Source organism: Ruminococcus intestinalis (assembly GCF_014288065.1).
GTDB classification, from domain to species: domain Bacteria; phylum Bacillota; class Clostridia; order Oscillospirales; family Acutalibacteraceae; genus Ruminococcoides; species Ruminococcoides intestinale_A.
In genome coordinates, this window is the sequence record NZ_JACOPS010000004.1 from 338,761 (window position 1) to 361,718 (window position 22,958).

Below are 22,958 nucleotides of genomic sequence, written 5' to 3' on the forward strand. Positions count from 1 at the left end.
ATTTATGGTGTTTATCTTATGTTTAAAATATAACTCAACATAGATTTATTTCTTTTTTAAAATTATCACATAAAATTCAAATTAAATTTTATATAAGTTCGTTGAAATTTTGTTTATAATATTATATAATAAATGTATTATATATAAGGAATTGATTTTATGTTTAAAAAAATTAAAACTACGTTAGCTTGTTGTTCTGCACTTATGATGCTTTGTGCTGTACCTCTAAATGTAAATGCGGCGGAAGAAGTGAAAATTAACGATGCTGCTTCTGTTGCTGTGGGGGACACATTTACATATTCAATGTATATTGCTGATGCATCAAAAGATGTAATGGGTATGCAGGCATATGTTTTTTATGATACAGATTACCTTGAAATTGACACTGATTCTATTAATTTTGATAATTTGAACGGTGTGATTTATAATGGAAATCTTGACGGATATATGACTTTTAATTTCTCTGATATATCAAATTATGCAAGCTTTTCATCCCGTACACAGCTTGTATCTATGAATTTTAAGGTTAAAAAATCCGGAAATACTAATGTTACATATTTTATTAAAGAAATGTATGACAGCGATATGAATACTCTTACTGCATATACCATAACCTATGATATTAAGTCAGACGGAGAAACTGTTGTGTCAGAAAAAACACCGATTGTTGAAGAAGCGGAAAAATATATAAATACTTACCAGGGAAATTTTATTAATTATATAGACGGTAAAGGAAATGATAATACAGATGAAAAAACGGACCATAAAGCTGTAATCGGCGAAAAAACAACAATGATGCCGCAAAATAACCAAGGCAATACGCAATATGTTGATGTTCAGAAATCTGGTTCGGGTGCATCGGTTACAACGATTGTAATCGTTTGCGGCTTGCTGCTGATAGGCGGAGCAATCGGCGGAGTTATGTATTTCAGACATAAAGAAAATACGAAAAACGGTTTGAATACTGATAGTGACAATATTGACAACGATATGACTTAAAGTGACGAACAGTTTTGACTGTTTATTGCAAAATTAAAAATTGTTTAAAAATTGTAACTGATTTTTGGTTATTATTACACCCTATAATCGACCTGTTTTTTTGAAAAAGCCTTGATTTTTTGAGCAAATTATTATATAATTGTCATACCGAGTATATCGGAAACATATTTTTATAGGAGGAAATTTCTAATGTCCAAGAAGATCATTAGTCTTATGTTGGCTATGGCTCTTTCTGCTTCAATGGTAGCAGTTGCAGCAGTTAGCGTTTCAGCTGACACAGACAGCGATGGTTACTATGTTCCTTCAGAGGGAACTGAAACATATAGATATTATTTCTATATGCCACAGAGATGGGAAAATGAGTTCACAACAACAGCAGGTGCATACTGGTGGGAAGGTACAGATCTTTGCGAAACATGGCAGGATATGTATAAGGTTAAAGAAACTGAGAACGAAAACATTTTCTGTATTGATGTTCCAACGGATGTTCCTAAGCTAGTCTTCAACAACTATGTTGACGGCGGTGCAGACCCAGAGGCTCCTCAGTACACAAAGGGTGCTCAGACATCAGATGTTACATGTGTAGATTCTGATGATGAAGAGGCTTGGGGTTACTGGCCTAAAACTGATGAAGACGATCCTAGTAACGAGCTTTATCCGGAAGGTATCAGAAATTTTGATAACATGATTTATGTTATTGATGAAAACAGAATCGAAGAGAACCCACTCAACCAGAAGCTTACATGCCGTGGTCAGTGGTACTACTACTATGGTAACGGCGAATATGGTTACACACCTGTAAAGGGTGACGGCGCTGTTTACAACACAGAGTATATGTCATTTGAAAAGGCACTTAAGGATAAAGAGGACGGTGTTAAACCAACACCAACAGAGCCTGACTCAACTGTAGCTACAACAGAGGCAGTTGAAACAACAGCTTCAGAGGAAGCTACAACAGCTCCTGCTCCTGTTTCAAAGCCTGCTCTTACAGTAAATGCTAAGTCAAACGTCTTCTCAGATGCTAAGGCTGTGTATGATAACTCAACAAAGCAGGTTACAGTTACTTACTACCTTGGCACAGACAGAGATCTCGTAAACCTTGAGTGGTACTTAAAATTTGATAACACTGTTCTTGAGTACAAGAACGCTAACAACCTTGATGCTACAGGCAGAAAACTCAACATTATGCCACAGATTCCAAGCGGCTTTGTTTTTAATACAAGCCTTCCGGGAAAAATCAATTCTAACGCTTCTGACCTTGGTCTTTACGCAATCGACTCTGAGAAGCCATTTATACAGGTTACATTTGATGTAATCGGTGAGCCTGAAAATGTTGAAACAACTATCGACCTTGACGTAAGAGTTCTTACAACAGGCGAGCTTGACCCCGTCAAAATGCAGGTTGATGCTTCAACAATGAACTCGTTCGTAGTTGATTCTGAAATTAAGGATCCTTCAGTTCTTAAGGTTGCTAATACAACTCTTACAGAGTCAACATATGTAGCGCCAACAGTTCCTGAGACAACAAAGGCTACTGAAACAACAAAGGCAACTGAGACAACTAAAGCTACTGAGACAACTAAGGCTACTGAGACAACAAAGGCTACTGAGACAACTAAGGCTTCTGAAACAACAATAGCTCCTGCAACTGAAGATGCTACATCATCGACAGGCGCAACAGTTAAGCCGGGCACAGCTGATACAGCTAACAACGGCAACAACGCAGCTAACAATGATAACGGCACAGTTAAGACAGGTGACGCTACACTCGCAGTTGTAATTCTTACTCTTCTTGTTTCTGCTACAGGCGTAATGTTCGTCATTCGCAAGAGAGAGATGTTCTAATCTTAATTAGTAATAATTTAGATTTCTTTGGGCTGACCTGACAGGTCAGCCCATTTTTGATATTATGATTAAGAATAAATTTCAGAAAAATTGTGTAAATTATGGTTTAGTAAAATGTTTTATCAAATAATTATAAAAGTTTGGTCAACCTTTTCAAAGGTTGTGGGTGTGGGCAAAGCCCACAAATACTTTCCGCTTACACAATCTGACGATAGCCAAACAGCTCCCTGTTTGGCGGCTTGAACGCAACGGCGAATGCCCTTAAATGCGATAGCAACAAAAAAGCCATTCGATATATAATGAAAAGTTAATTATTTCTTTTATAAAATGCTGTCGTCTGTTTTTCAAACTATGTGCAAGCACGCAAACAGCGTGGCTGTTTGCGTTTGATAAATCGTTATATCGGAAGATTTTTATGGGCGCTGCCCAAACCCGCAATTTTTGAAAAAATTGAGTAAACTTTTTTGTCTTTGGGAGGATAATTTAGCGTTAGCTAAATTTTAATGCCCGACCGACACTCCGCCAAACCCAATTTATCAAGTTTAACCAAAATTTAGAACAGAAAAAATACCCTATAAACTCATTTTAATATGTCTGATATTTACTTAAATTTATAACTTGTATTTTGTGCGTTGACTATGAATTTTACTTATAATTCCTATAAATAATAATTTTGAAAAAAATTAAAAAAATAGCGTATTTATGAAGAATTTATCGTAAATATCGGTTGACAAAGCGCAAATACTTTTGTATAATAATCAATAGCGTTTTAATATGCGTTTATGCGGTCAAGAGGTGCAATTATGCTTTTTGAACTTAAAAGTGTCTTTCAAAATGAAGGCGAAGAAAAAACAATCAGCTATAAGCTGGATATAAGCAATATTGACATTGACGGCGTTTTTCCATTCAAAACACCGCTTGATATTACCGCAACAGCAGGAAACAGGGCATCACTTGTTGACCTTACTTTGATTGTCAGCTTTGACTATGTTCGCAGCTGCGACAGATGTGGAGAAGAATTTACAAGGAAGATGAAGTACAAGTTTACTCATAAGCTTGCCCGTACTCTTGAAACTGACGGCAACGACGACTATATTGAAACACCTGATTTTGTACTCGACCTTGATGAAACGGTTATTTCTGATGTGCTGTTGTCGCTTCCGCAGAAAAACCTCTGTAAAGAAGATTGTAAAGGACTGTGCAGTCAGTGCGGTCATAATCTTAATGAGGGTGAATGCGATTGCGATAAAAAGCAGGTTGACCCAAGGCTCGAGATTCTTAAACAACTTATGGATTGATATATGTTATTGTAAGGAGGTCTTTGTAATGGCAGTACCAAAGAGAAAAACTTCACACGCAAGAAAGAGTTCAAGACGTTCAACAGTTTGGAAGCTCAACGCTCCAACACTTGTAATTTGCCCTAACTGCGGTGAGTACAAGGTAGCTCACAGAGCTTGCGGCAACTGCGGTATGTATAACGGCAGACAGGTAATCGTAAAAGCTAACGAGAACTAATTACGGTACAAACATTATGGGCGGCAGAATTCTGTACGCCCTTTTGTTTTGCTCTGATACCTTGAATTTTTCGTGATTTTTGTGTAAAATAAGTGTGAGGTGAGTTCGTGGCTGTAAATATATTTGGTGTGACTGCTAACAGTCACGCAGACAGAGCAAAAATTAAAAGCGGTGAAATTCTGCTTAGTATTAACGGAAATATAATCGAAGATGTCCTCGATTACCGTTTTTATCAGGTAAACAGAGATTTGACACTCGAGATTAAAGATAAAAACGGCGAAATCAGAACAGTGCGTATTGTGAAAAGTGAATACGAGGAAATCGGTCTTGAGTTTGAAACTTATCTGATGGACGAGCAAAAGAGTTGCCGTAATAAGTGTATTTTCTGTTTTATAGACCAATTGCCTAAAGGTATGCGTGAATCACTTTATTTTAAAGACGATGACAGCAGACTTTCATTTTTGTTTGGTAATTACATTACGCTCACAAACCTTACACAGCACGAAATTGACAGAATCATAAAAATGCACATCAGCCCGATAAATGTGTCGGTTCACACTACGAATCCACAACTGCGCTGTAAGATGATGCATAACCGTTTTGCAGGTGATGCGTTAAGACATCTTGAAAGTTTTGCAAAGGCAGGAATCAGTCTTAACTGTCAGATTGTTGCTTGCCCCGGTATAAATGACGGTGATGAACTTATCCGTACTTTTACCGATCTTGAAAAACTTGGAGTTAATATGACCGCTGTCGTGCCTGTAGGACTTACAAAATACCGTCAAGGATTATATCCGCTTACGGAATACAATCAAGAAACTGCCGCACAGACGCTTGATATAATCGAAAAATTCGGTGATGAATGTGTTAAAAAGTACGGCAGAAGAATTTTTTATGCCGGCGATGAATTTTATATAAAGGCTAACAGACCGATTCCCGATCCTGATTTTTATGAGGGCTTTCCCGCCGTAGAAGACGGTATTGGTATGATTGCCTGTCTTAAAGAAGAAATTGAGTTTGCTGTGGAGGACAGCGAGTACAATGATGCATTGAATTATAAGGTGACTATGGCATGCGGCGAGGCTGTTGCACCTTATTTGAGAGATATGATGAAGATTATTGCAACAAAATTTCCGAATATAGAGATAAATGTTGTTGCAATTAAAAATAACTTTTTTGGCGGAGGAGTTAATGTGTCGGGTTTGGTCACAGGCGGTGACTTGATTGACCAGCTGAAAGACAAAGACCTTGGCGACAAACTTTTTATTCCGTCATCTATGCTTAGATTTGAAAATGACATTTTCCTTGATGATGTTTCGGTTGAAGATGTTGAGCGTGAGCTTAATATTTCTCTTGGAATTGTAAATAACAACGGTGACGAACTTGTAAGAGAAGTTACCACGGTAAAGGAATGATAGAAGAATGAATAAACCTGTAATTGCGATTGTTGGCAGACCGAATGTCGGTAAATCTACACTTTTTAATAAACTTATTGGTCAAAGACTTTCAATAGTCGATGATACACCGGGTGTTACCCGTGACCGTATTTACGGCGAGGTTGAATGGCTCGGCAAAAAAGCGTTTATAATTGACACAGGCGGTATTGAACCGAAATCCGACGATATTATTTTGTCGCAGATGCGCAGACAGGCACAACTTGCCATTGATACCGCAAATGTAATTATCCTTGTTACGGACGGCAAAACAGGTATGGTTGCCACAGATATGGATATTGCGCAGATGCTTATGAAATCAAACAAGCCGATTGTGCTTTGTGTAAATAAATGTGACGGAATCGGCGAACCGACTCCTGAATTTTATGAATTCTATAATCTCGGACTCGGAGATCCTATTCAGGTTTCATCTGTTCACGGACACGGCACGGGCGATTTGCTTGACAATGTGTTTGAACACCTTGATTTTACAGAGGACAGCGAGGATGACGGCACAGTAATTAATGTGGCTGTTATAGGCAAGCCAAATGCAGGTAAATCATCGCTCATTAATAAAATTACAAACGAGGAGCGCTGCATAGTTTCTGACATTGCGGGTACTACAAGAGATACCATTGACACAATGATTGAAAATAAGTACGGTAAATTTAACTTTACCGATACAGCAGGACTTCGTCGTCAGAATAAAATTTATGATGATATTGAAAAGTACAGTATTATCAGAGCAAAGATGGCTATTGAACGCAGTGATGTATGCGTTATTATGATTGACGCAGAGGCAGGCGTTACCGAGCAGGATACAAAGGTAGCAGGACTTGCTCACGAGGCAGGCAAGGCTTGTATTCTTGCGGTAAATAAATGGGATGCAATTGAGAAAAACGACAAGACAATGCAGGAGTTCAGGAAAAAACTTGATACAGACTTTGCATTTATGTCTTATGCTCCTAAGGTATTTATTTCTGCAAAGACAGGTCAGCGTATTGACAGGTTGTTTGAATTTATTGTAAGCTGTGCGGAGCAGTCTGCAAGAAGAATTACAACAGGTATGCTCAATGAATTGCTTGCACAGGCTACAACAAGAGTTCAGCCACCGTCTGATAAAGGCAAGAGATTAAAGATTTTTTATGTTACCCAGGCATCGGTTAAGCCGCCGACATTTATTTTCTTCTGTAATAACGCTCAATTATTCCACTTTTCTTATCAGCGCTATCTTGAAAACAGAATCAGAGAGGCATTCGGACTTGAGGGCACACCAATCAGAATTATTATCAGGGAGCGTGGCGAAAAGTAATGAATTTTTATTTATCGTTTTTAGCGTATAATTGTTGGAGAATTATAATTACTGCCGTTATAGCTTATCTTTTAGGCAGTGTGAATACAGCCGTTATAGTTACAAAGATTGTAACGGGCGGTAAGAAAGACATTCGTGAAATGGGCAGCGGTAATGCAGGATTTACAAATGTTCTGCGTTCCGTAGGAAAAGTGCCTGCAATTTTTACAATCGTATGTGACGCACTTAAGTGTGTGGTTGCGGTTATTATCGGCTGGTTGATTTTCTCGACTATTCCTGCAGACAGTCAGATTCTTTCAAATGAATTTGGCAACTGCGGCAAGTATATAGCTGGTATTTTTGCAATACTCGGACATTCGTATCCTGTTTATTTCCACTTTAAAGGCGGTAAGGGTGTTGTAACCGCTGCCGCTCTTATAGCAAGCGAGGATTGGAGAGTATTTATTGCGGTTATCGCAGCTTTCCTTATTGTTTTTGCTTGTACAAAAATCATTTCGCTTTCGAGCATAACAGCGGCTGTACTTTACGGCCCATTTACATTCCTTGCAACATTCTTGTTTGATTATCCGAACGGATATTCTTTAGGCTATGTTATCTTGTCAACGGTTGCGGCATTGATTATCGGTATATTTGTTATTGTTAAGCATAAGGATAACATCAAAAGACTTATGCGTGGCGAAGAAAAGAAAATTACCGCAAAGAAAAAGACAAACGCTTGACGGACTTTTGCAAAAGTTGTAAAATAATGACGGATAATTTTATTGAAAGGTCGAATATTATGTCTGACTGTATTTTTTGTAAAATAGTTGACGGTTCTATTCCGTCTACAAAGGTTTATGAGGATGATAAAATCCTTGCATTCAAGGATTTGAACCCTCAAGCACCTGTTCATACTCTTATTGTTCCTAAACAGCATATTTGTTGTGCAGATCAAATTACTGCCGATAACTGCGAGATAGTCGGTTACATATTCTCAAAAATTCCTGAGATTGCAAAGTCACTCGGTCTTGAGAACGGCTATCGTATTGTTAATAACTGCGGTGAGGATGGCTGTCAGTCAGTAAAGCACTTGCACTTCCATTTACTCGGCGGCAAAAAACTTGCTGAAAATATGGCTTAAGAGGTGGAAAAGATGGGTACATACAAAATTACTATTGCAGGTCACGAGCGTGAACTTGAGCTTTTTCCTGTAAGCGATAAACTTGATATTGCAGCTTTTATTATGTTTGGCGATGTTGAAATTACCGAAGCATCTGCTAAAGAACTATTAAAGATTTGCCCTGAACACGATGTTGTTGTTACGGCAGAGGCAAAAGGTATTCCTCTTTGCTATGAAATGGCAAGACAGGGCTGCAAAAATTATGTTGTTGCTCGTAAAGGCGTTAAGGTTTATATGAGAAACCCTATTGAAGTAAATGTTAAGTCAATCACAACCGAGAATGAGCAAAAGCTTTATCTTGGCGAGGGTGACGCAAACTTTATTAAGGGCAAAAGAGTTTTGATTGTTGATGATGTTGTTTCAACAGGTCAGAGCCTTGAGGCAATTGAAGAGCTTGTTACTAAGGCCGGCGGAAATATAGTAGGTAAAGCGGCTGTGCTTGCCGAAGGTGACGCAAGAGGCAGAAAAGATATTATTTATCTTGAGGAATTGCCGCTGTTTTTTAAATAAAACTGATAAATAAGGATTGAATTTTATGAAACGACCGTTTGCATTGATTGGTATTACTTATCTTTCTGTGCAAGCGGCGCTTTTTTATTTAGAGTCGGATTTAGCAGCGGCAATATTAACCGCTGTGTGTTTTATCGGAACGATTGTTTCGCTCTTTATACTTAAAAATAGAAATTTACGGCATACGGTGCTTGGCTTTTGTTTGACAGCAGCATTTGCAAGTACGATTTTCAGCGGATATAATATATTTGTTAAACAGCCGATTGTAGATAAATATTCTGAAAGAGAAATATATGTGACGGCAACTGTACTTGAGCAACCCACGGTGCAGTACGATACTTACAGATATTTAATTGAAACCGATAGTATAAACGGAAAAATCGAAAAACTGAAAATCTGTCTTTCAACAATTAATGAATTAAATGTTGAAGAATTTGACAGAATAAGCTGTGTTTTGCCATTAAAAGAATGTACTAAAAGTCAGATGATTGCTGACGGTGCGTTTTTACAGGCATCTGTTAATAAAAACTTTGCTTATATTGTAAAAAAGACCGATGACAAGCCTCTGTATTATCAAGCTGTAAAGATAAGAGAAAATTTTGCGGACAGTTTTGAACAAAATATGTCGCAGGATTGCGCATCACTGTGCAGAGCGGTTTTATTGGGAGAAAAAACCGCTTTATCGCAAGAAATTCAGAACGATTTTACTCGTTGCGGCGTAAGTTTTTTGATAGTTGTGTCGGGTATGCATCTTGCCATAATCAGCAGTTTTGTATTTTTGTGTATCAAGAAAATAATAAAAAACAGAGTTTTGCGTTCGATGATAATGCTTATGTGCGCATTTTCATTTATGGCGGTAACAGGATTTGCACCGTCTGTTGTAAGAGCGGGAGTAATGCTTGCCGTAGTGTATTCGGGAAAAATGTTTATGCGCAAAGGAGATTCACTCAATTCGCTCGGAATTGCGGCTTTAATTCTCACCGTACCCAATCCTACAGCTGTTGCCGATGTGGGTATGCTTTTATCTTTTACAGCAACGCTTGGAATAATATTGTGGGCAAGAAAAATTTCAGTTTATATAATGGGCAAATTTGCAAAATTGAAAAGACTTAAAAAGCCCGTTGAATTTACAGTGAACTTATTTGCGGTTTCCGTTTCTGCCACTGTATGGACAATGCCGATTTCAGTGTTGATGTTTGGTAAAGTATCGGTATTTTCAATCTTGCTTTCCGTTATACTTTCGCCTGCGGTAAGCGTACTTGTAGCTTGTGCGTTGCTTGCGGTAATTCTTTACGGCTTTGGAATTGTAAGTATTATTGCTTATCCGCTTACCTTTGTATGTGAGCAGTTAAGTAAGTATGTAATTTTTATTGTCGGCACATTTTCGGATATTCCGTTTTCTTCGGTAAACGCACGAAAACCGTATTTTTACATTTGGCTTGCTCTTATTGCGGTTATGGTGATTGTCGGATATTTTGTTAAAAACAAAGCAAACTATGCCGTTAAGAGCGCTGTTATTTCGCTGTGTGTTCTTGCACTCGGTTTTGCGGTTTACTCCGTAATTGATGTAAATACAACCGTCATTAATATTTACGCAACGGGAGGAAATACGGTTACGGTAAAGCGTGGAAAAAATTGCTCGGTTGTCAGCTGCGGCGGAGAAGCAACAAATGTATATTATGCCGTGTCTGATATTATGGAAGATACGACTTTGCTTGATTTTTTGATTGTGCCTTCGGATTCGGACGGAAGTTTGCTTTATGCCGATATTTTCCAAACAAAATTTGACGAATCGGATGTTTTGATATATGATAGTAAAGGTGAGAATGAAGATAACGGTAATGTAAAATATTTTACTGTAAATAAAAGTTTTACGCTTAATTTAAATTCGGAAACCAAAGATGAAGCAGTAAGCACGGAAAGCGGTGTGTACCAGTATATCAGCACCGAAAGCACCGCTGTTTTGTTACTTGACGGTAATTGCAAGGCAGAAGATATTTTGGAAAAACACAGAAAAGCAGATTACATAATTACCGATAAAGACGGAGATAATTTGCAAGATATTTGCGGTAAAAGAATTATTACGAATACCGACGATGTAAACGCAAAAGATTGCGAAGATATGATTTTTGTACGGGACAAAAATCTGCAGATTGTTATTGATTGACGGAGGAAATATGGCTGTACTAACAGATAAACAGATGGACAAGCATATAAAAGAAAGAAATTTTGCAAAGGTGTATTTGATTTACGGCGAAGAGCAAATGTATGTAAAAAAATATACCGATAAGCTTGTTACGGCTGTAGCAGGTAAGACACCGTCAGAGTTTAATTTTCATTCATTCGGTGACAGCATTAATTTTGACGAGCTTGCCGCCTCTGTACAAATAGTTCCGTTTATGAGTGAATTTAACTGTGTTCTCGTAAGCGATGCGGCTTTCGATGAATTTAATGCAAATGATAACGCAAGGTTTGCAGATATATACAAGGCAGTGCCTGACGGTTGCGTATTTATAGTTTCTTTGCCGTCTGTAAAACCTGTTAAAAATAAAACCGTTTTGCCTGCATTAAAAAAATATGCCGATAAAAACGGAATCGTTTGCGAGTTCAATACTCTTACTCAAAACGAGCTTGTTAAGTTTATTGCAAAATGGGCGAATGCAAACGGAAAATTCATTTCACAGGTAAATGCCACACAACTTATTTCGCTTTGCGGTCGTGACCTTAATATGCTGAAAAATGAGATAGATAAAATTTCCGCATATGCAAAGGGAGAGGAAATCTCTGACGAAGACATAGAAAAACTTGCGACGGTTACACTTGAATCAAAGATTTTTGCGCTTTCGGACGCTGTACTTAACGGCAATGCACAAAAAGCCTTTAATACGCTTGACACCTTATTTTATCAGCAGGAAAAGACGGCGGATATGCTTTTTATTTTATCGCAGGCTTTTATAGACGCATACAGAATCAGAGTTGCTGATGAAAGCGGCGTACAAAAAACGGAGGTTGCGAGTAAGTTTAATTATAAAAACAGAGCGTTTGTACTTGATAATGCAAGAAGGGCAACAAAGCGAGTTTCTACGCAGGCTTTAAGAAAATCGCTTAGTTTGCTTTTGCAGGCGGAAACCGAATTTAAAAGTGTTTCGGTAAATGACAGAGTGTTCTTTGAAAAACTGATTGCACAGCTTTTGCTGACCGCTGAGAGGGGAAGAGTTTAATTGCTGAAAATAAAAGAGGCAATAATAGTTGAGGGCAGATATGACAAAATAAAATTGAAAAATCTTGTAGACACAACGATTATCGAAACAAACGGTTTCCGTGTGTTTTCGGATAAAGAAAAGCAATCGCTTATCCGCAAAATAGCACAGATGAGGGGAATACTTGTATTTACTGACAGCGATTCCGCAGGCTTTGTTATAAGAAATTTTTTGCGTGGTACGGTTGACAAAAGTAAGATAAAACATTGCTACATACCGCAGATAAACGGCAAGGAAAAGCGTAAGGCGCACGGTTCAAAAGAGGGCTTTCTTGGTGTTGAGGGAGTGAGCGATGATGTGATTATCAAGGCAATTCGCAAAAGCGGAGCTACAATAATCGGTGAAGATGAACAGGCAGACAGAGAAGAGGTAACAAAAGCCGACTTATACAGGCTCGGTCTTACCGGCAGGGAAAACTCCGAGAAATTAAGAAAAGCCTTGTTAAAGCACTTAGATATGCCGTCTTACCTTACTGCCAATGCTATGCTGTCGGCAATCAATTGCTTATATTCGCTTGATGAACTGAAAAATATAGTTAATGAATTGGAAATTTAATAATCAGAATTTAAATCACCGTTTTTGGACATAATAAAAACGGTGATTTTTTTGTTAAAGAGATTAAAATGTGATTGTATCCTGTTTTCAATCGGCGGAGTTGCTTATGCTTTGCTTGAAATACTGTGGCGCAGAAAAACTCATTGGACAATGGCGGTTACGGGTGGGAGCTGTTTCCTTGCTATTTTCAGAGTATATAAAAAGTTCCCGAAACTTTGCCTGCGCAGTAAGTGCCTTATCGGCGGAGCGATTATTACATTTATGGAGGGCATATGCGGTTTTATTGTAAATGTAAAGTGCAAGCTCAATGTTTGGGATTACAGCAATTGTACGCTGAATTATAAAGGACAGATTTGCCCGTTTTACAGTATGCTGTGGACGCTTTTGTGCATACCTATAAGCTGCATATGCAAATTGCTTTGTAAAAACAAAAAAATTATTTAGCAGTCACTTTAGCGTCATTATGAGTATTTATAATAAACCTGTAAAATAAATTTGGAGGAATTATTATGGAAATACTCAAAGTTGAAAATCTTGTAAAAACCTACGGAGAGGGAGATAATATTGTAAATGCGGTTGACAATATTTCTTTGTCTGTAAATAAGGGCGAATTTGTTGCTATAGTAGGCGCAAGTGGCAGCGGAAAATCAACGCTTTTGCATTTGCTCGGCGGTGTTGACAGACCGACAAGCGGCAAAATTTATATAGACGGAAACGAAATAAATAATATGAATAATGATAAACTTGCTATTTTCAGACGCAGACAGATTGGCATTGTTTATCAGTTCTATAATCTTATTCCGATTCTTACGGTGGAAGAAAATATCTCTCTTCCGTGTGACCTTGACGGTAACAGACCCGACAAAGAGAGAATGGATTTGATTTTAAAGTCTTTCGGACTTTTTGAAAGAAGAAATCATCTGCCAAACGAGCTTTCGGGCGGTCAGCAACAGAGAACCTCGATTGCAAGAGCTTTAATAAATAATCCGGCTATTTTGCTTGCTGACGAACCTACGGGTAATCTTGATTCAAAATCCACAGAAGAAATTATGAGTATTCTTAAAATGTCTAATCGTGATTTTAATCAGACAATTATTATGATTACGCATAACCTTGAAATTGCAAAGGAAGCCGACAGAATTATTACAATTCAGGACGGCAAAATTTTAAGGGAGGCGTAAGGCTTGAAGATACTGAATAAACTTACTGTTAAAAATTTAAAGTTGAATAAAAGCCGTACGATTGTTACGATTATCGGTATTATGCTTTCGTGCGCTTTGATTATGGTTGTTGCCGGTATGGCGGCAAGCGCACAACAGACAATGGTAAACTTACAAATTAATATTACGGGTAATTATGATTTATTTGTAAAAGGAGCAAACAAAAAAATTATTGACAATGCGCAGGCAAACAGAAATGTAAAGGACATTTATATAAAACAAAATCTCGGTTGCGCATATCTGCCGCAGGCGAAATTTGACACAAAGCCGTACATAAATGTGGTTGCATTTAACGAAAAATCATTTACAGACTGCTTTAATGTTACACTTAAAGAGGGCAGACTTCCGCAAAACGGAAACGAACTTGTGCTTTCGCAGAGTGTAATTGAGAACAGCAGAGCGGAATTTAAAATAGGCGATACAATTACACTTGACTTGGGCAAAAGAGTTTATGTATCGGGTGCGGAAATACCGTTAAACGATACCGAATATTTTATTGACGAAAATGGTTTGGAAAAACTTGTCGATACTCATAAAAAGACTTACACTGTTGTAGGTGTGTTTAATAAGGTTTCTTCATCATATTTTGCGGCAGACAGCAATTCTGCGAGCAGTTCCGCTTTCACTTTAGCTGAAGAAAATGCCGATATAAATGATTTGTTTATAAGTTTTACATCAGACGGTGAAAAAGATTATATTACAACGAGCGGTGAGATTTTAAATTTAACGGGTGACGATTTTGAGAGTTTAAAAAATGATTTTGAAGTTTATCTTGAAAACGGCGATTTTTATGAGGCGAGTATAAACAAAGATTTGCTGAGATACAAAGGCTTTGCGCTAAGTGACGAGTATATGAGAATGCTTTTATCATTAGCTGTAATAATTATTGTAATTATTGCAATTTCAAGTATTTTTGTTATCCGCAACAGCTTTGCAATTTCAATTACCGAAAAAACAAAGTTGTACGGTATGCTTGCTTCAATCGGTGCTACATCAAAGCAGATAAGGCATAATGTGCTTTTTGAGGGCTTTGTGCTTGGCATAATCGGTATTCCGGCAGGCATTTTGCTTGGCGTAGGTGTAATTGCGCTGCTTGTGGTAATTTTGAACGCATTGCTCGAAAATATGCTGAACGGAATCTCATTTGTTTATGCTGTTCCATGGTGGGTAGCGGTTATTTCTGCTGTAATGTCAGCGGTTATTATTCTGTTTTCTACGCTTTCATCGGCTTTCAGAGCCTCAAGAATTGCTCCGATTACCGCAATCAGAGGCAACAATGATATTAAGATTAATAAAAAGAAAAGCTATAAATCACCGAAAATTATTAAAAAGCTGTTTGGTGTGGGCGGAGAAATTGCCTATAAAAACCTTAAACGCAGTAAAAAGAAGTACCGCACTACTGTAATTTCTATTATTATAACAGTTGCAATGTTTATTTCAATTTCCACCTTTATTGAGTACGGATTAAAAATTGCAGGTGATCACTTTAAGGATATTTCTTACAATATTACTGTACATGCAAACGATAAGCTGTCATATGATGAATACGAAAATGTTTACAAAAGAATCATTGCTGATACGGATATAAATTCAAGCATAAAAGCCTGTGAAAATTATTATGGCAATATAGTGGGGCTTACCGATTATTATACGGAGGATGCCAAAGCGGCAGAGTTATCGGGCGGCGATTTAGCGTATGTGTTTGGTGTGGATAATAAGAGCTTTAAGGAGTATGTAACCGCACTTGGATATAATTATGATGATGTCAAGGATAAAGCACTTATTACGAATGATTTTAAATACTACAATTCGGATAATATTCTTATCAAGGGTAAGGAATTTGACTTGCCTATGAACACTGTTGTAAAGTTGTATCCTAACGGAACCCCGTCATATACTGAGGATGATATTAAAGAAATTCAGAAAACAGATCCTGATTTTGTATATAATCCGGATGATTATAAGTCTGTTGACCTTGTTATATATGATACAATTAATAAGGAAGTGCCGGGGTCTATAGTTTCAAGTATTATGAGTACCCTAAATGAGGGAAGTGTGCTTGTAAGTGAGGATTATTTTAAAAAGCTGTTTGCCGAGGATAATGACCATACAACAGGAGTCATTGTTATTGATTCGGCTGACCCTGTAAATACGGTAGAATATATAAATAATCTTGATATAGAAAATCTTGATGTTTTTAATATTAACGAGCAAAAAGAACAGATGAATGCCATTGTGCTTATTATTGCAATCTTTGCTTACGGTTTTATTATTGTAATTTCACTTATCGGTATAACAAATGTATTTAACACAATCAATACCAATATGCGTTTGCGCAGTAAGGAATTTGCGATGCTCAAGTCTATCGGTATGACAAAGAAAGAATTTAACAGAATGATAAGACTTGAAAGTTTGTTCTACGGTTTAAAATCCTTGCTTATCGGTGTTCCGCTCGGATTGCTCGGAGGTTATGCTATATTTAAGGCTACGGGAAATACCATTATGCTTGACTATTCATTCCCGACTATGGCTGTACTCATAAGCATAGTGTTCGTATTCTTTGTTGTATGGCTTATTATGAAAATTTCTATCAGCAAAGTGAATAAACAGAATATAATTGAAACCATACGCAACGATAATATTTGACATATCGGCTTACAGGGTGATATAATCACAAAAGAAGGGAAGTGTTAGTATGAAGATACTGCTTGTTGAGGATAACAAAAGCATAATAAAAGGACTTGAGTATGCATTTGCACAGAACGGCTACAGTTGTGAATACTGTCTTAGTTTAGACGAGGCTGTACGAAAAGCACCTTTTAATTATGATGTAGCAGTGCTTGATATAATGCTTCCCGACGGAAACGGCTTTGATTTGTTTAAAAAAATTCGCAGATATTCCGATTTGCCTGTAATTTTTCTTACCGCTGTTGATGATGAAGACAGTGTAGTAAACGGACTTGAACTTGGTGCGGACGATTACATAACAAAGCCTTTTTCTACAAGAGAACTTATTGCACGCATAAAGCGAGTGGCGAATAAAAACAGTAAAAAGAACATAATTACAGTATCGGGCGTTACGCTTGATTTGGATAAATCGGCGGTGTTTGAAAACGGAAAACAGCTTGAACTTACCGCACTTGAATATAAATTATTGTCGCTGTTAATGCAAAATGCAGGTAAAGTGGTAACACGAGAACTGATATTTGAAAAAATATGGGATGTATCGGGCAACTTTGTAAATGACAATACGCTTACCGTATATATCAAGAGAATACGCAAAAAGCTTGATGCGGATATAATAAAAACGGTAAAGGGAATGGGGTATCAGGTTGCGGAGGTCAGCGAATGAAAAATGCTCAAAAGTTTGTATGTGCGGGTCTTGCGGTAACAATTGTATTTTGTGTAATATCAGCTGTTTTTACTTTTATCGGTCTTGAGAATATAAGAAAAACAAGTAACGATACCATAAATCAGCTTGTAAATATACTGCTTGAAAAATACCCTGATGTCAGCGAAAAAGAAGTAGCCGAAATACTTAATAATAAAACCGAATATACGGATAATTCGGAATTTTTAAATAAGTACGGAATTTACCCCGAAAAGGATTGGGTTTCGTACAATAATCAAGGCTCATACAAATATGTGATTCTTTCGGTATCTGTTTGTATAGCATTTGGACTTGCTTTTGCGGTTCTGTTTTTAGGGTATTTAAAAATTCAAAAGAAACAGACTATGGATATTGCAAAGCGGATTGAACGCATTAACCTTGGCGATTATTCATTGCAGATTGACGAGAACAGCGAGGACGAGCTTTCTCTGCTTGATAATCAGATTTACCGTACAACCGTAAAATTCAGAGAGCAGGCGGAAAATTCAAGGAAAGACAAGGAAAACCTGCAAAAATCATTGTCGGATATATCACATCAGCTCAAAACTCCGCTCACTTCAATAATTGTTATGGTGGAGAATATTTTAGATGATGACGATATGCCGCTTGAAATCAGGCGTGAATTTTTAAATGATATTAAGCACAACACGAATACTATTTCTTTTTTGGTGCAAAGTCTTCTTAAGTTATCAAAACTTGACGCAGAGGCGGTTAAATTCAGATATGAGCAGGTTGAGGTGAAAAGCATTGTTGATGAATGTATTAAAAATACCGCTGTAATGGCTGAAATTTTGGGTGTAAGACTTGAAACCGACTGCAATGACATAATTCTTAATTGCGACAGAAAATGGCTTTGCGAGGCTGTTACGAATATAATTAAGAACTGCATTGAACATTCACAGAACGGAAATATAAAAATAACCGCTGACCAAAATAAACTTTATACAAAAATCAGTATAAAGGATAACGGCAGCGGTATTACAAAAGAAGATTTGCCTCATATATTTGAACGATTTTATAAGGGCAAAAACTCAAGTGATGACAGTGTGGGTATAGGACTTGCCCTTGCAAAGTCGATTATTGAAAAGCAAGGCGGATACATAACTGTATCGTCTGAACTTAATAAAGGCAGTGAATTTGTAATAAAATTCTTTAACAACTGAATATCAACAAAAAACAGGTTGCCGCTTAATTGCGACAACCTGTTTTTGTATCTTAGATTTCAATGCTTTTGATTGAATCAAACTCGTCCTGAATTTCTTTTGAAGGTTTCTTTGCTATAAGAGAAACTATAATATTTACGATAAGCGCAAGCGCAAAACCTAAAACAAGAGAATAAAGATTTGTTGCTTTGTAAAGAGTTACACCGTTTACGAGCGGTAAGTAGTCCCATACAATAACTGTAAGTGCACCTGTTGCCATACCGCTGATTGCACCTGCAAGTGTTGAGCGTTTCCAGAATAACGCAAGAAGTACAACCGGACCGAAAGCAGAGCCAAAACCTGCCCATGCGTCAGAAACAAGTCCCATAATACTTGAGTTAGGATTAATGGCAATTACAAAGCCGATAATTGCAACAACAACTACCGCAACCTTACCGATGTTAAGAGCACTTTTCTCTGTAGCGCTTTTCTTAACGCCTTTGTAAATATCCTCTGACACGGCAGATGCTGTAACAAGGAGCTGGCTGTCGGCTGTTGACATAATAGCGGCAAGAATACCGCAAAGGAATATACCGCCGATGAATATCATTATTCCGTTATCGGAGAAGATCTGCTGAATAAGTCTGATGAATACTGTTTCGCTTGCTGTAGCGTCAAGGTTTTCGATAAGGTAACCTCTTGCAACAATTCCGATAAGGCAAGATGCGGCAAGTGAAATGATAACCCATACGATAGCAATTTTTCTTGACTTTTTGATTTCAGAGTCACTTTTTACCGCCATAAATCTTATAAGAATGTGTGGCATACCAAAGTAACCGAGTCCCCATGCAAGGTTAGAAATAATAGAAACGGCAGAAACATTTGAACCGTCATCATTTTTTAAGAAGTTAAGGTAATTATCCGGGTTTGTTACACCGCTGTCGATAAGTGACTGTGAGAAACTGTTGTTATATGTAAGAGCTACATAAGCGATTATCGGAACCGCCATAATGGCAACAAGCATTAAAAGTCCCTGTATAAAGTCAGTGTAGCAAACAGCCTTAAATCCGCCGAGAAATGTATAAACAAGAATTACAATTACAGCAACTATAAGACCGATTGTATATACAGTGTTGTAGTTTTCAGAGTTGCCGAAAAGTGTAGCGAAAAGCTTTGCGCCCGAACTGAATGCCGAGGCTGTATATACTGTGAAGAATATTGCAATAATAATGGCAGATACCATTTTTATTACGCCCTTATCGTCACAGTAACGGTTCTGGAAAAAGCTCGGAATTGTAAGTGAGTTTCCTGCAACGATTGTATATTTTCTTAATCGTGCCGAAACAATGTACCAGTTGAGTATAGTACCGATCAAAAGTCCGACTGCTATCCATACCTCACCTGTTCCCGCAAGGTAAACCGAACCCGGAAGTCCCATAAGCAGCCAACCGCTCATATCGGAAGCCTGTGCAGAGAGTGCAGCGGTCCAGCCGCCAAGATTTCGTCCGCCGAGGAAATAGTCCTCGTTGTTCTTTGTGCCCTTAGACGATACAAAGCCAATAATTATCATAATGACCATATATGCCGCAAAGGAGCATAAAACTATTATATTTGCTGTACTCATATTTTCCTCCTCTATTTTGTTATTAAACACAAATACTCTTTAATAGTACCAAATTTCAGCAAAAAAATCAAGTATATTCAATGTTGTAGCAGATTTATACTATAAAATATTTTTATATAATTGTATATTTATTACAGCAGAGCCAATAATAACAACGGAGGTGCTATTTATGAGCGAAAATAACAGCAGAAAGAAAAAGAGCAGATATGAAAAGGCAGGATTCTATACTGCGCTTTCTATCTGCTTAATAGCCGTAACTATGGCAGTGTATTCAACATATAATACTATATCGGGAGCAAAAGAACCTACGGAGCAACCCACCACCACGGCAGTGGAGGTAAATAATCAGGTGACAGGTATAACGGAGATTGCAGAGGAAACTACATTTCCTAAAGTTGCAAATGAAATAACTGTTCCTACAATATCGGTTACAATTCCCCCTTACACCGAACCTACCGAGCAGGACACAACAAGAAATGCCTTACAAACTATGCTTTCAACCGATTTAACTCTAAGTTATCCGCTAAATCAGAAAAACATTATAAGAGAATACAGCGAGAAAACAGTGTATTATAAAAGTCTTAATGTATGGAAATCGCATCTCGGAGTGGATTTTGCGGGTGAGATAGGCGATGAAGTAACCGCAATGACAGGCGGTGCGGTAATAAAGGTTGACGAGGATAAACTGTACGGAAAAACGGTAGAGATTGCAACCGATAATGCCGTAGTTATTTACAGCGGATTAAACGGAATAACCGTAAAAGAAGGCGATTCGGTAGAAAACGGACAGAAAATCGGTGTAATAGGTGCAGTTCCTTGTGAAGTACACGACAAAAATCATATTCATGTTGCCGTTAAGATTGACAGACAATTTGCAGACCCGCTTTCATTTATCAGCAACGGGGAATAAAATCTCCGTTTTTATCATAGATATAATTATGGCACGCCCTCGTATCGTTTCAGGGGCAAACAAAAAAGTGATGGTTGATTTCAGCCATCACTTTTATCTTATTCGTATTCACGATTTACAATTTTACAAAGTACGGTTATCTTTCGCTCTGATGCCATTCTTCATTGCCAAAGATAAAATCATCAATATCCATTACAATAATTCTCATAAAAACACCTCCTATATTATAGTAAACAATACCATTATATTCAGGAAGTGCAGGAATTATACAGGATTACTTGTTAATAATATTTAAGTATTCACAAATAATGTCAACTGCCTGCTCGGTAGAAAGAGCTGTACTGTTAATGCACAAATCATAGTTATCTGCCAAGCCCCACTTTTTTCCTGAATAGAAACTGTAGTAGTTTGCTCTGTTTTTGTCTGCTTTTAATACTGCCTGCTTTGCACGAGCGGGATCAATACTTTGTCTTTCGACTGCTCTCTTAGTTCTTACATCAATGTCAGCATAGATATAAATCTTAACGAGGTTTTGGTGATCCTTCAAAACATAATCCGCACATCTGCCAACGAATACGCATGGGCCTTCATTGGCAAGCTGCTTGATAATCTTGTGCTGTAAAATGTAGAGCTTGTCATTAACAGGTAAATCACCCATAGATGAAAAACCGTTACCGTAATTATAAAGTCCTAATGAAAGAGAGTACAAAAGGCTGTTTGTAGCCTTCTCATCAACATTTTCAAATACTTCAGGACTAATTCCGCTCTCTTTGGCCGCTAAAGATATAAGCTCCTTATCATAGAATGGAATGCCAAGGCGTTCTGAAAGAGCCTTTCCTATGTTGTGACCGCCTGAACCGTACTGTCTTGTAATTGTAATAATGTTATTGCAGCTCATATCATAACCTCCGGTGCAAAGAAATGTATGGAAAAGTAACTTGTATTACTTACTCTATACATATATATAATATCATAATTTTTGAAAAAATCAAATGAATTATACAATTTTTACAAAATTTGTGTAATCAATATAAATTGATTTGAGTTGCTTTGTGCATTATTACCATATAGCACATAAGAAATATATTGAGTTTGTACGAAGTCTGTCTGATATATAAACTATACAGTTGAAATAAGTAATTGCCTATAATACAGTTATTTATCAATATAAGACTTTATCTTAAGATTACATATATACTATTAAAGATAAAAGTAATTTTTGAAATTAAATCAGTTTTCAATTAAATAATCGTGATACTTGATTTTATTAGATATATATGTAAGAGAGTATTATTTCAGACTAAAAATAGTATATTCCATATATGTAAACACTATATATTGAGTTTATAAGGATAAAGTAAAAATTATTTAAAATTTTTTGAAAAAAATTGAAAAAAGGGGTTGCAATTTGTAAAAAGGAGTGATATAATAACGAAGTCGCTTGAGGAAAGCATAAACAACAGAAAGGTTTGAAAACACAGAAAAAAGCTTTTAAAAGTAATGAAAGAGATTTCAAAAAACTTTTTAAAAACTTTGAAAAAAGTGTTGACAAACGAAAATGAATATGATATAATAATTCACGCACTGTTGAGAGAGGTTCGGTAAGAACCGACAAAAAACTTTCCAAAAAGTGCGTAGGACCTTGAAAATTAAACAACGAGAAAAATAAAGGAACCCGTAATACTTTGAGGATACTCAAAGATTTACAGTGAGATGCACACAACAAAGCATCAGAAATTACGGATACGTTAGTATTCGGAATGAGCGATTAAAGCTCTGAAATTGATAGTAAGCGAAAGCTTAATATACAAATTTTAGAGAGTTTGATCCTGGCTCAGGACGAACGCTGGCGGCGTGCCTAACACATGCAAGTCGAACGGAACTTTTTTAAAGGATTTCTTCGGAATGAATTTGATTAAGTTTAGTGGCGGACGGGTGAGTAACGCGTGAGTAACCTGCCTCTGAGAGGGGAATAACATTCTGAAAAGAATGCTAATACCGCATAATATATATTTATCGCATGGTAGATATATCAAAGATTTATCGCTTAGAGATGGACTCGCGTCCGATTAGTTAGTTGGTG

20 protein-coding genes and 1 rRNA gene are annotated in these 22,958 nt (G+C 37.2%); 19 read left to right on the top strand and 2 right to left on the bottom strand.

The window, feature by feature from the left end; translation table 11 throughout:
- The first annotated feature begins 159 nt into the window (after window positions 1–159).
- From H8R91_RS09930 to H8R91_RS10010, 17 genes are all read left to right on the top strand, one after another.
- Window positions 160–999 (top strand): cohesin domain-containing protein, encoded by an 840-nt coding sequence (locus H8R91_RS09930; RefSeq protein WP_186935915.1) that lies wholly within the window; start codon window positions 160–162, stop codon window positions 997–999.
- A gap of 189 nt (window positions 1,000–1,188) precedes the next feature.
- Window positions 1,189–2,844, top strand: a complete 1,656-nt coding sequence (locus H8R91_RS09935) for a hypothetical protein (RefSeq protein ID WP_186935917.1) — start codon at window positions 1,189–1,191, stop codon at window positions 2,842–2,844.
- An 803-nt stretch (window positions 2,845–3,647) separates the two neighbouring features.
- Window positions 3,648–4,142, top strand: coding sequence for a YceD family protein (locus H8R91_RS09940; protein ID WP_186935918.1), 495 nt, complete (start codon window positions 3,648–3,650; stop codon window positions 4,140–4,142).
- Window positions 4,143–4,170: 28 nt separating this feature from the next.
- Window positions 4,171–4,359: a 50S ribosomal protein L32 gene (gene rpmF, locus H8R91_RS09945; protein ID WP_186935920.1), complete on the top strand. Its 189-nt coding sequence runs from the start codon at window positions 4,171–4,173 to the stop codon at window positions 4,357–4,359.
- A 107-nt stretch (window positions 4,360–4,466) separates the two neighbouring features.
- Window positions 4,467–5,774, top strand: coding sequence for a DUF512 domain-containing protein (locus H8R91_RS09950; RefSeq protein WP_186935922.1), 1,308 nt, complete (start codon window positions 4,467–4,469; stop codon window positions 5,772–5,774).
- 7 nt (window positions 5,775–5,781) lie between these two features.
- On the top strand, window positions 5,782–7,104 hold the full coding sequence (der, locus tag H8R91_RS09955; protein WP_178586178.1) for a ribosome biogenesis GTPase Der: 1,323 nt from the start codon (window positions 5,782–5,784) through the stop codon (window positions 7,102–7,104).
- Window positions 7,104–7,823 carry a glycerol-3-phosphate 1-O-acyltransferase PlsY gene (gene plsY / locus H8R91_RS09960; RefSeq protein WP_186935924.1) on the top strand — a complete coding sequence of 240 codons (720 nt, stop codon included), beginning with the start codon at window positions 7,104–7,106 and terminating at the stop codon, window positions 7,821–7,823. Before der ends, plsY begins: the two co-directional genes overlap by 1 nt.
- Before the next feature lie 59 nt (window positions 7,824–7,882).
- A complete protein-coding gene (locus tag H8R91_RS09965) occupies window positions 7,883–8,224 on the top strand; it encodes a histidine triad nucleotide-binding protein (RefSeq protein ID WP_186935926.1) in 342 nt (113 codons plus the stop codon).
- A 12-nt stretch (window positions 8,225–8,236) separates the two neighbouring features.
- Window positions 8,237–8,773, top strand: coding sequence for a phosphoribosyltransferase family protein (locus H8R91_RS09970; RefSeq protein ID WP_186935928.1), 537 nt, complete (start codon window positions 8,237–8,239; stop codon window positions 8,771–8,773).
- A gap of 25 nt (window positions 8,774–8,798) precedes the next feature.
- Window positions 8,799–10,940, top strand: coding sequence for a ComEC/Rec2 family competence protein (locus tag H8R91_RS09975; RefSeq protein WP_186935929.1), 2,142 nt, complete (start codon window positions 8,799–8,801; stop codon window positions 10,938–10,940).
- A 10-nt stretch (window positions 10,941–10,950) separates the two neighbouring features.
- Window positions 10,951–11,994, top strand: coding sequence for a DNA polymerase III subunit delta (gene holA / locus H8R91_RS09980; protein ID WP_186935931.1), 1,044 nt, complete (start codon window positions 10,951–10,953; stop codon window positions 11,992–11,994).
- The gene (locus tag H8R91_RS09985; RefSeq protein WP_186935933.1) at window positions 11,995–12,588 is read left to right on the top strand and encodes a ribonuclease M5; all 594 of its coding nucleotides are present in this window, start codon (window positions 11,995–11,997) and stop codon (window positions 12,586–12,588) included.
- Between the two features lie 51 nt (window positions 12,589–12,639).
- Complete coding sequence (locus H8R91_RS09990; protein ID WP_186935935.1) at window positions 12,640–13,032, top strand: putative ABC transporter permease; 393 nt, start codon at window positions 12,640–12,642, stop codon at window positions 13,030–13,032.
- Window positions 13,033–13,097: 65 nt separating this feature from the next.
- Entirely contained in the window at window positions 13,098–13,769 is a 672-nt protein-coding gene (locus tag H8R91_RS09995; RefSeq protein WP_186935937.1) for an ABC transporter ATP-binding protein, read from the top strand.
- A 3-nt stretch (window positions 13,770–13,772) separates the two neighbouring features.
- Complete coding sequence (locus H8R91_RS10000; protein ID WP_186935939.1) at window positions 13,773–16,454, top strand: ABC transporter permease; 2,682 nt, start codon at window positions 13,773–13,775, stop codon at window positions 16,452–16,454.
- Between the two features lie 49 nt (window positions 16,455–16,503).
- A complete protein-coding gene (locus H8R91_RS10005) occupies window positions 16,504–17,160 on the top strand; it encodes a response regulator transcription factor (protein ID WP_022234858.1) in 657 nt (218 codons plus the stop codon).
- A complete protein-coding gene (locus H8R91_RS10010; RefSeq protein ID WP_186935941.1) occupies window positions 17,157–18,362 on the top strand; it encodes a HAMP domain-containing sensor histidine kinase in 1,206 nt (401 codons plus the stop codon). Before H8R91_RS10005 ends, H8R91_RS10010 begins: the two co-directional genes overlap by 4 nt.
- A gap of 52 nt (window positions 18,363–18,414) precedes the next feature.
- Here the strand turns inward: H8R91_RS10010 and putP are convergent, their stop codons facing one another.
- Window positions 18,415–19,965, bottom strand: a complete 1,551-nt coding sequence (putP, locus tag H8R91_RS10015; protein WP_186935943.1) for a sodium/proline symporter PutP — start codon at window positions 19,963–19,965, stop codon at window positions 18,415–18,417.
- Window positions 19,966–20,134: 169 nt separating this feature from the next.
- On the opposite strand from putP, the gene H8R91_RS10020 reads away from it, so the two are divergent.
- Window positions 20,135–20,875 carry a M23 family metallopeptidase gene (locus H8R91_RS10020; protein WP_022234861.1) on the top strand — a complete coding sequence of 247 codons (741 nt, stop codon included), beginning with the start codon at window positions 20,135–20,137 and terminating at the stop codon, window positions 20,873–20,875.
- 274 nt (window positions 20,876–21,149) lie between these two features.
- Here the strand turns inward: H8R91_RS10020 and H8R91_RS10025 are convergent, their stop codons facing one another.
- On the bottom strand, window positions 21,150–21,773 hold the full coding sequence (locus H8R91_RS10025; RefSeq protein WP_186935945.1) for a cytidylate kinase-like family protein: 624 nt from the start codon (window positions 21,771–21,773) through the stop codon (window positions 21,150–21,152).
- A 913-nt stretch (window positions 21,774–22,686) separates the two neighbouring features.
- On the opposite strand from H8R91_RS10025, the gene H8R91_RS10030 reads away from it, so the two are divergent.
- Window positions 22,687–22,958 (top strand): 16S ribosomal RNA (locus H8R91_RS10030); the annotation flags it as partial.

Excerpts from the sequence above, each read along its gene's own strand:
- H8R91_RS09930 (WP_186935915.1), top strand. The coding sequence starts at position 160 with ATGTTTAAAAAAATTAAAACTACGTTAGCTTGTTGTTCTGCACTTATG.
- H8R91_RS09935 (WP_186935917.1), top strand. The coding sequence starts at position 1,189 with ATGTCCAAGAAGATCATTAGTCTTATGTTGGCTATGGCTCTTTCTGCT.
- H8R91_RS09940 (WP_186935918.1), top strand. The coding sequence starts at position 3,648 with ATGCTTTTTGAACTTAAAAGTGTCTTTCAAAATGAAGGCGAAGAAAAA.
- rpmF (WP_186935920.1), top strand. The coding sequence starts at position 4,171 with ATGGCAGTACCAAAGAGAAAAACTTCACACGCAAGAAAGAGTTCAAGA.
- der (WP_178586178.1), top strand. The coding sequence starts at position 5,782 with ATGAATAAACCTGTAATTGCGATTGTTGGCAGACCGAATGTCGGTAAA.
- plsY (WP_186935924.1), top strand. The coding sequence starts at position 7,104 with ATGAATTTTTATTTATCGTTTTTAGCGTATAATTGTTGGAGAATTATA.
- H8R91_RS09965 (WP_186935926.1), top strand. The coding sequence starts at position 7,883 with ATGTCTGACTGTATTTTTTGTAAAATAGTTGACGGTTCTATTCCGTCT.
- H8R91_RS09970 (WP_186935928.1), top strand. The coding sequence starts at position 8,237 with ATGGGTACATACAAAATTACTATTGCAGGTCACGAGCGTGAACTTGAG.
- H8R91_RS09975 (WP_186935929.1), top strand. The coding sequence starts at position 8,799 with ATGAAACGACCGTTTGCATTGATTGGTATTACTTATCTTTCTGTGCAA.
- holA (WP_186935931.1), top strand. The coding sequence starts at position 10,951 with ATGGCTGTACTAACAGATAAACAGATGGACAAGCATATAAAAGAAAGA.
- H8R91_RS09995 (WP_186935937.1), top strand. The coding sequence starts at position 13,098 with ATGGAAATACTCAAAGTTGAAAATCTTGTAAAAACCTACGGAGAGGGA.
- H8R91_RS10005 (WP_022234858.1), top strand. The coding sequence starts at position 16,504 with ATGAAGATACTGCTTGTTGAGGATAACAAAAGCATAATAAAAGGACTT.
- H8R91_RS10010 (WP_186935941.1), top strand. The coding sequence starts at position 17,157 with ATGAAAAATGCTCAAAAGTTTGTATGTGCGGGTCTTGCGGTAACAATT.
- putP (WP_186935943.1), bottom strand. The coding sequence starts at position 19,965 with ATGAGTACAGCAAATATAATAGTTTTATGCTCCTTTGCGGCATATATG.
- H8R91_RS10020 (WP_022234861.1), top strand. The coding sequence starts at position 20,135 with ATGAGCGAAAATAACAGCAGAAAGAAAAAGAGCAGATATGAAAAGGCA.
- H8R91_RS10025 (WP_186935945.1), bottom strand. The coding sequence starts at position 21,773 with ATGAGCTGCAATAACATTATTACAATTACAAGACAGTACGGTTCAGGC.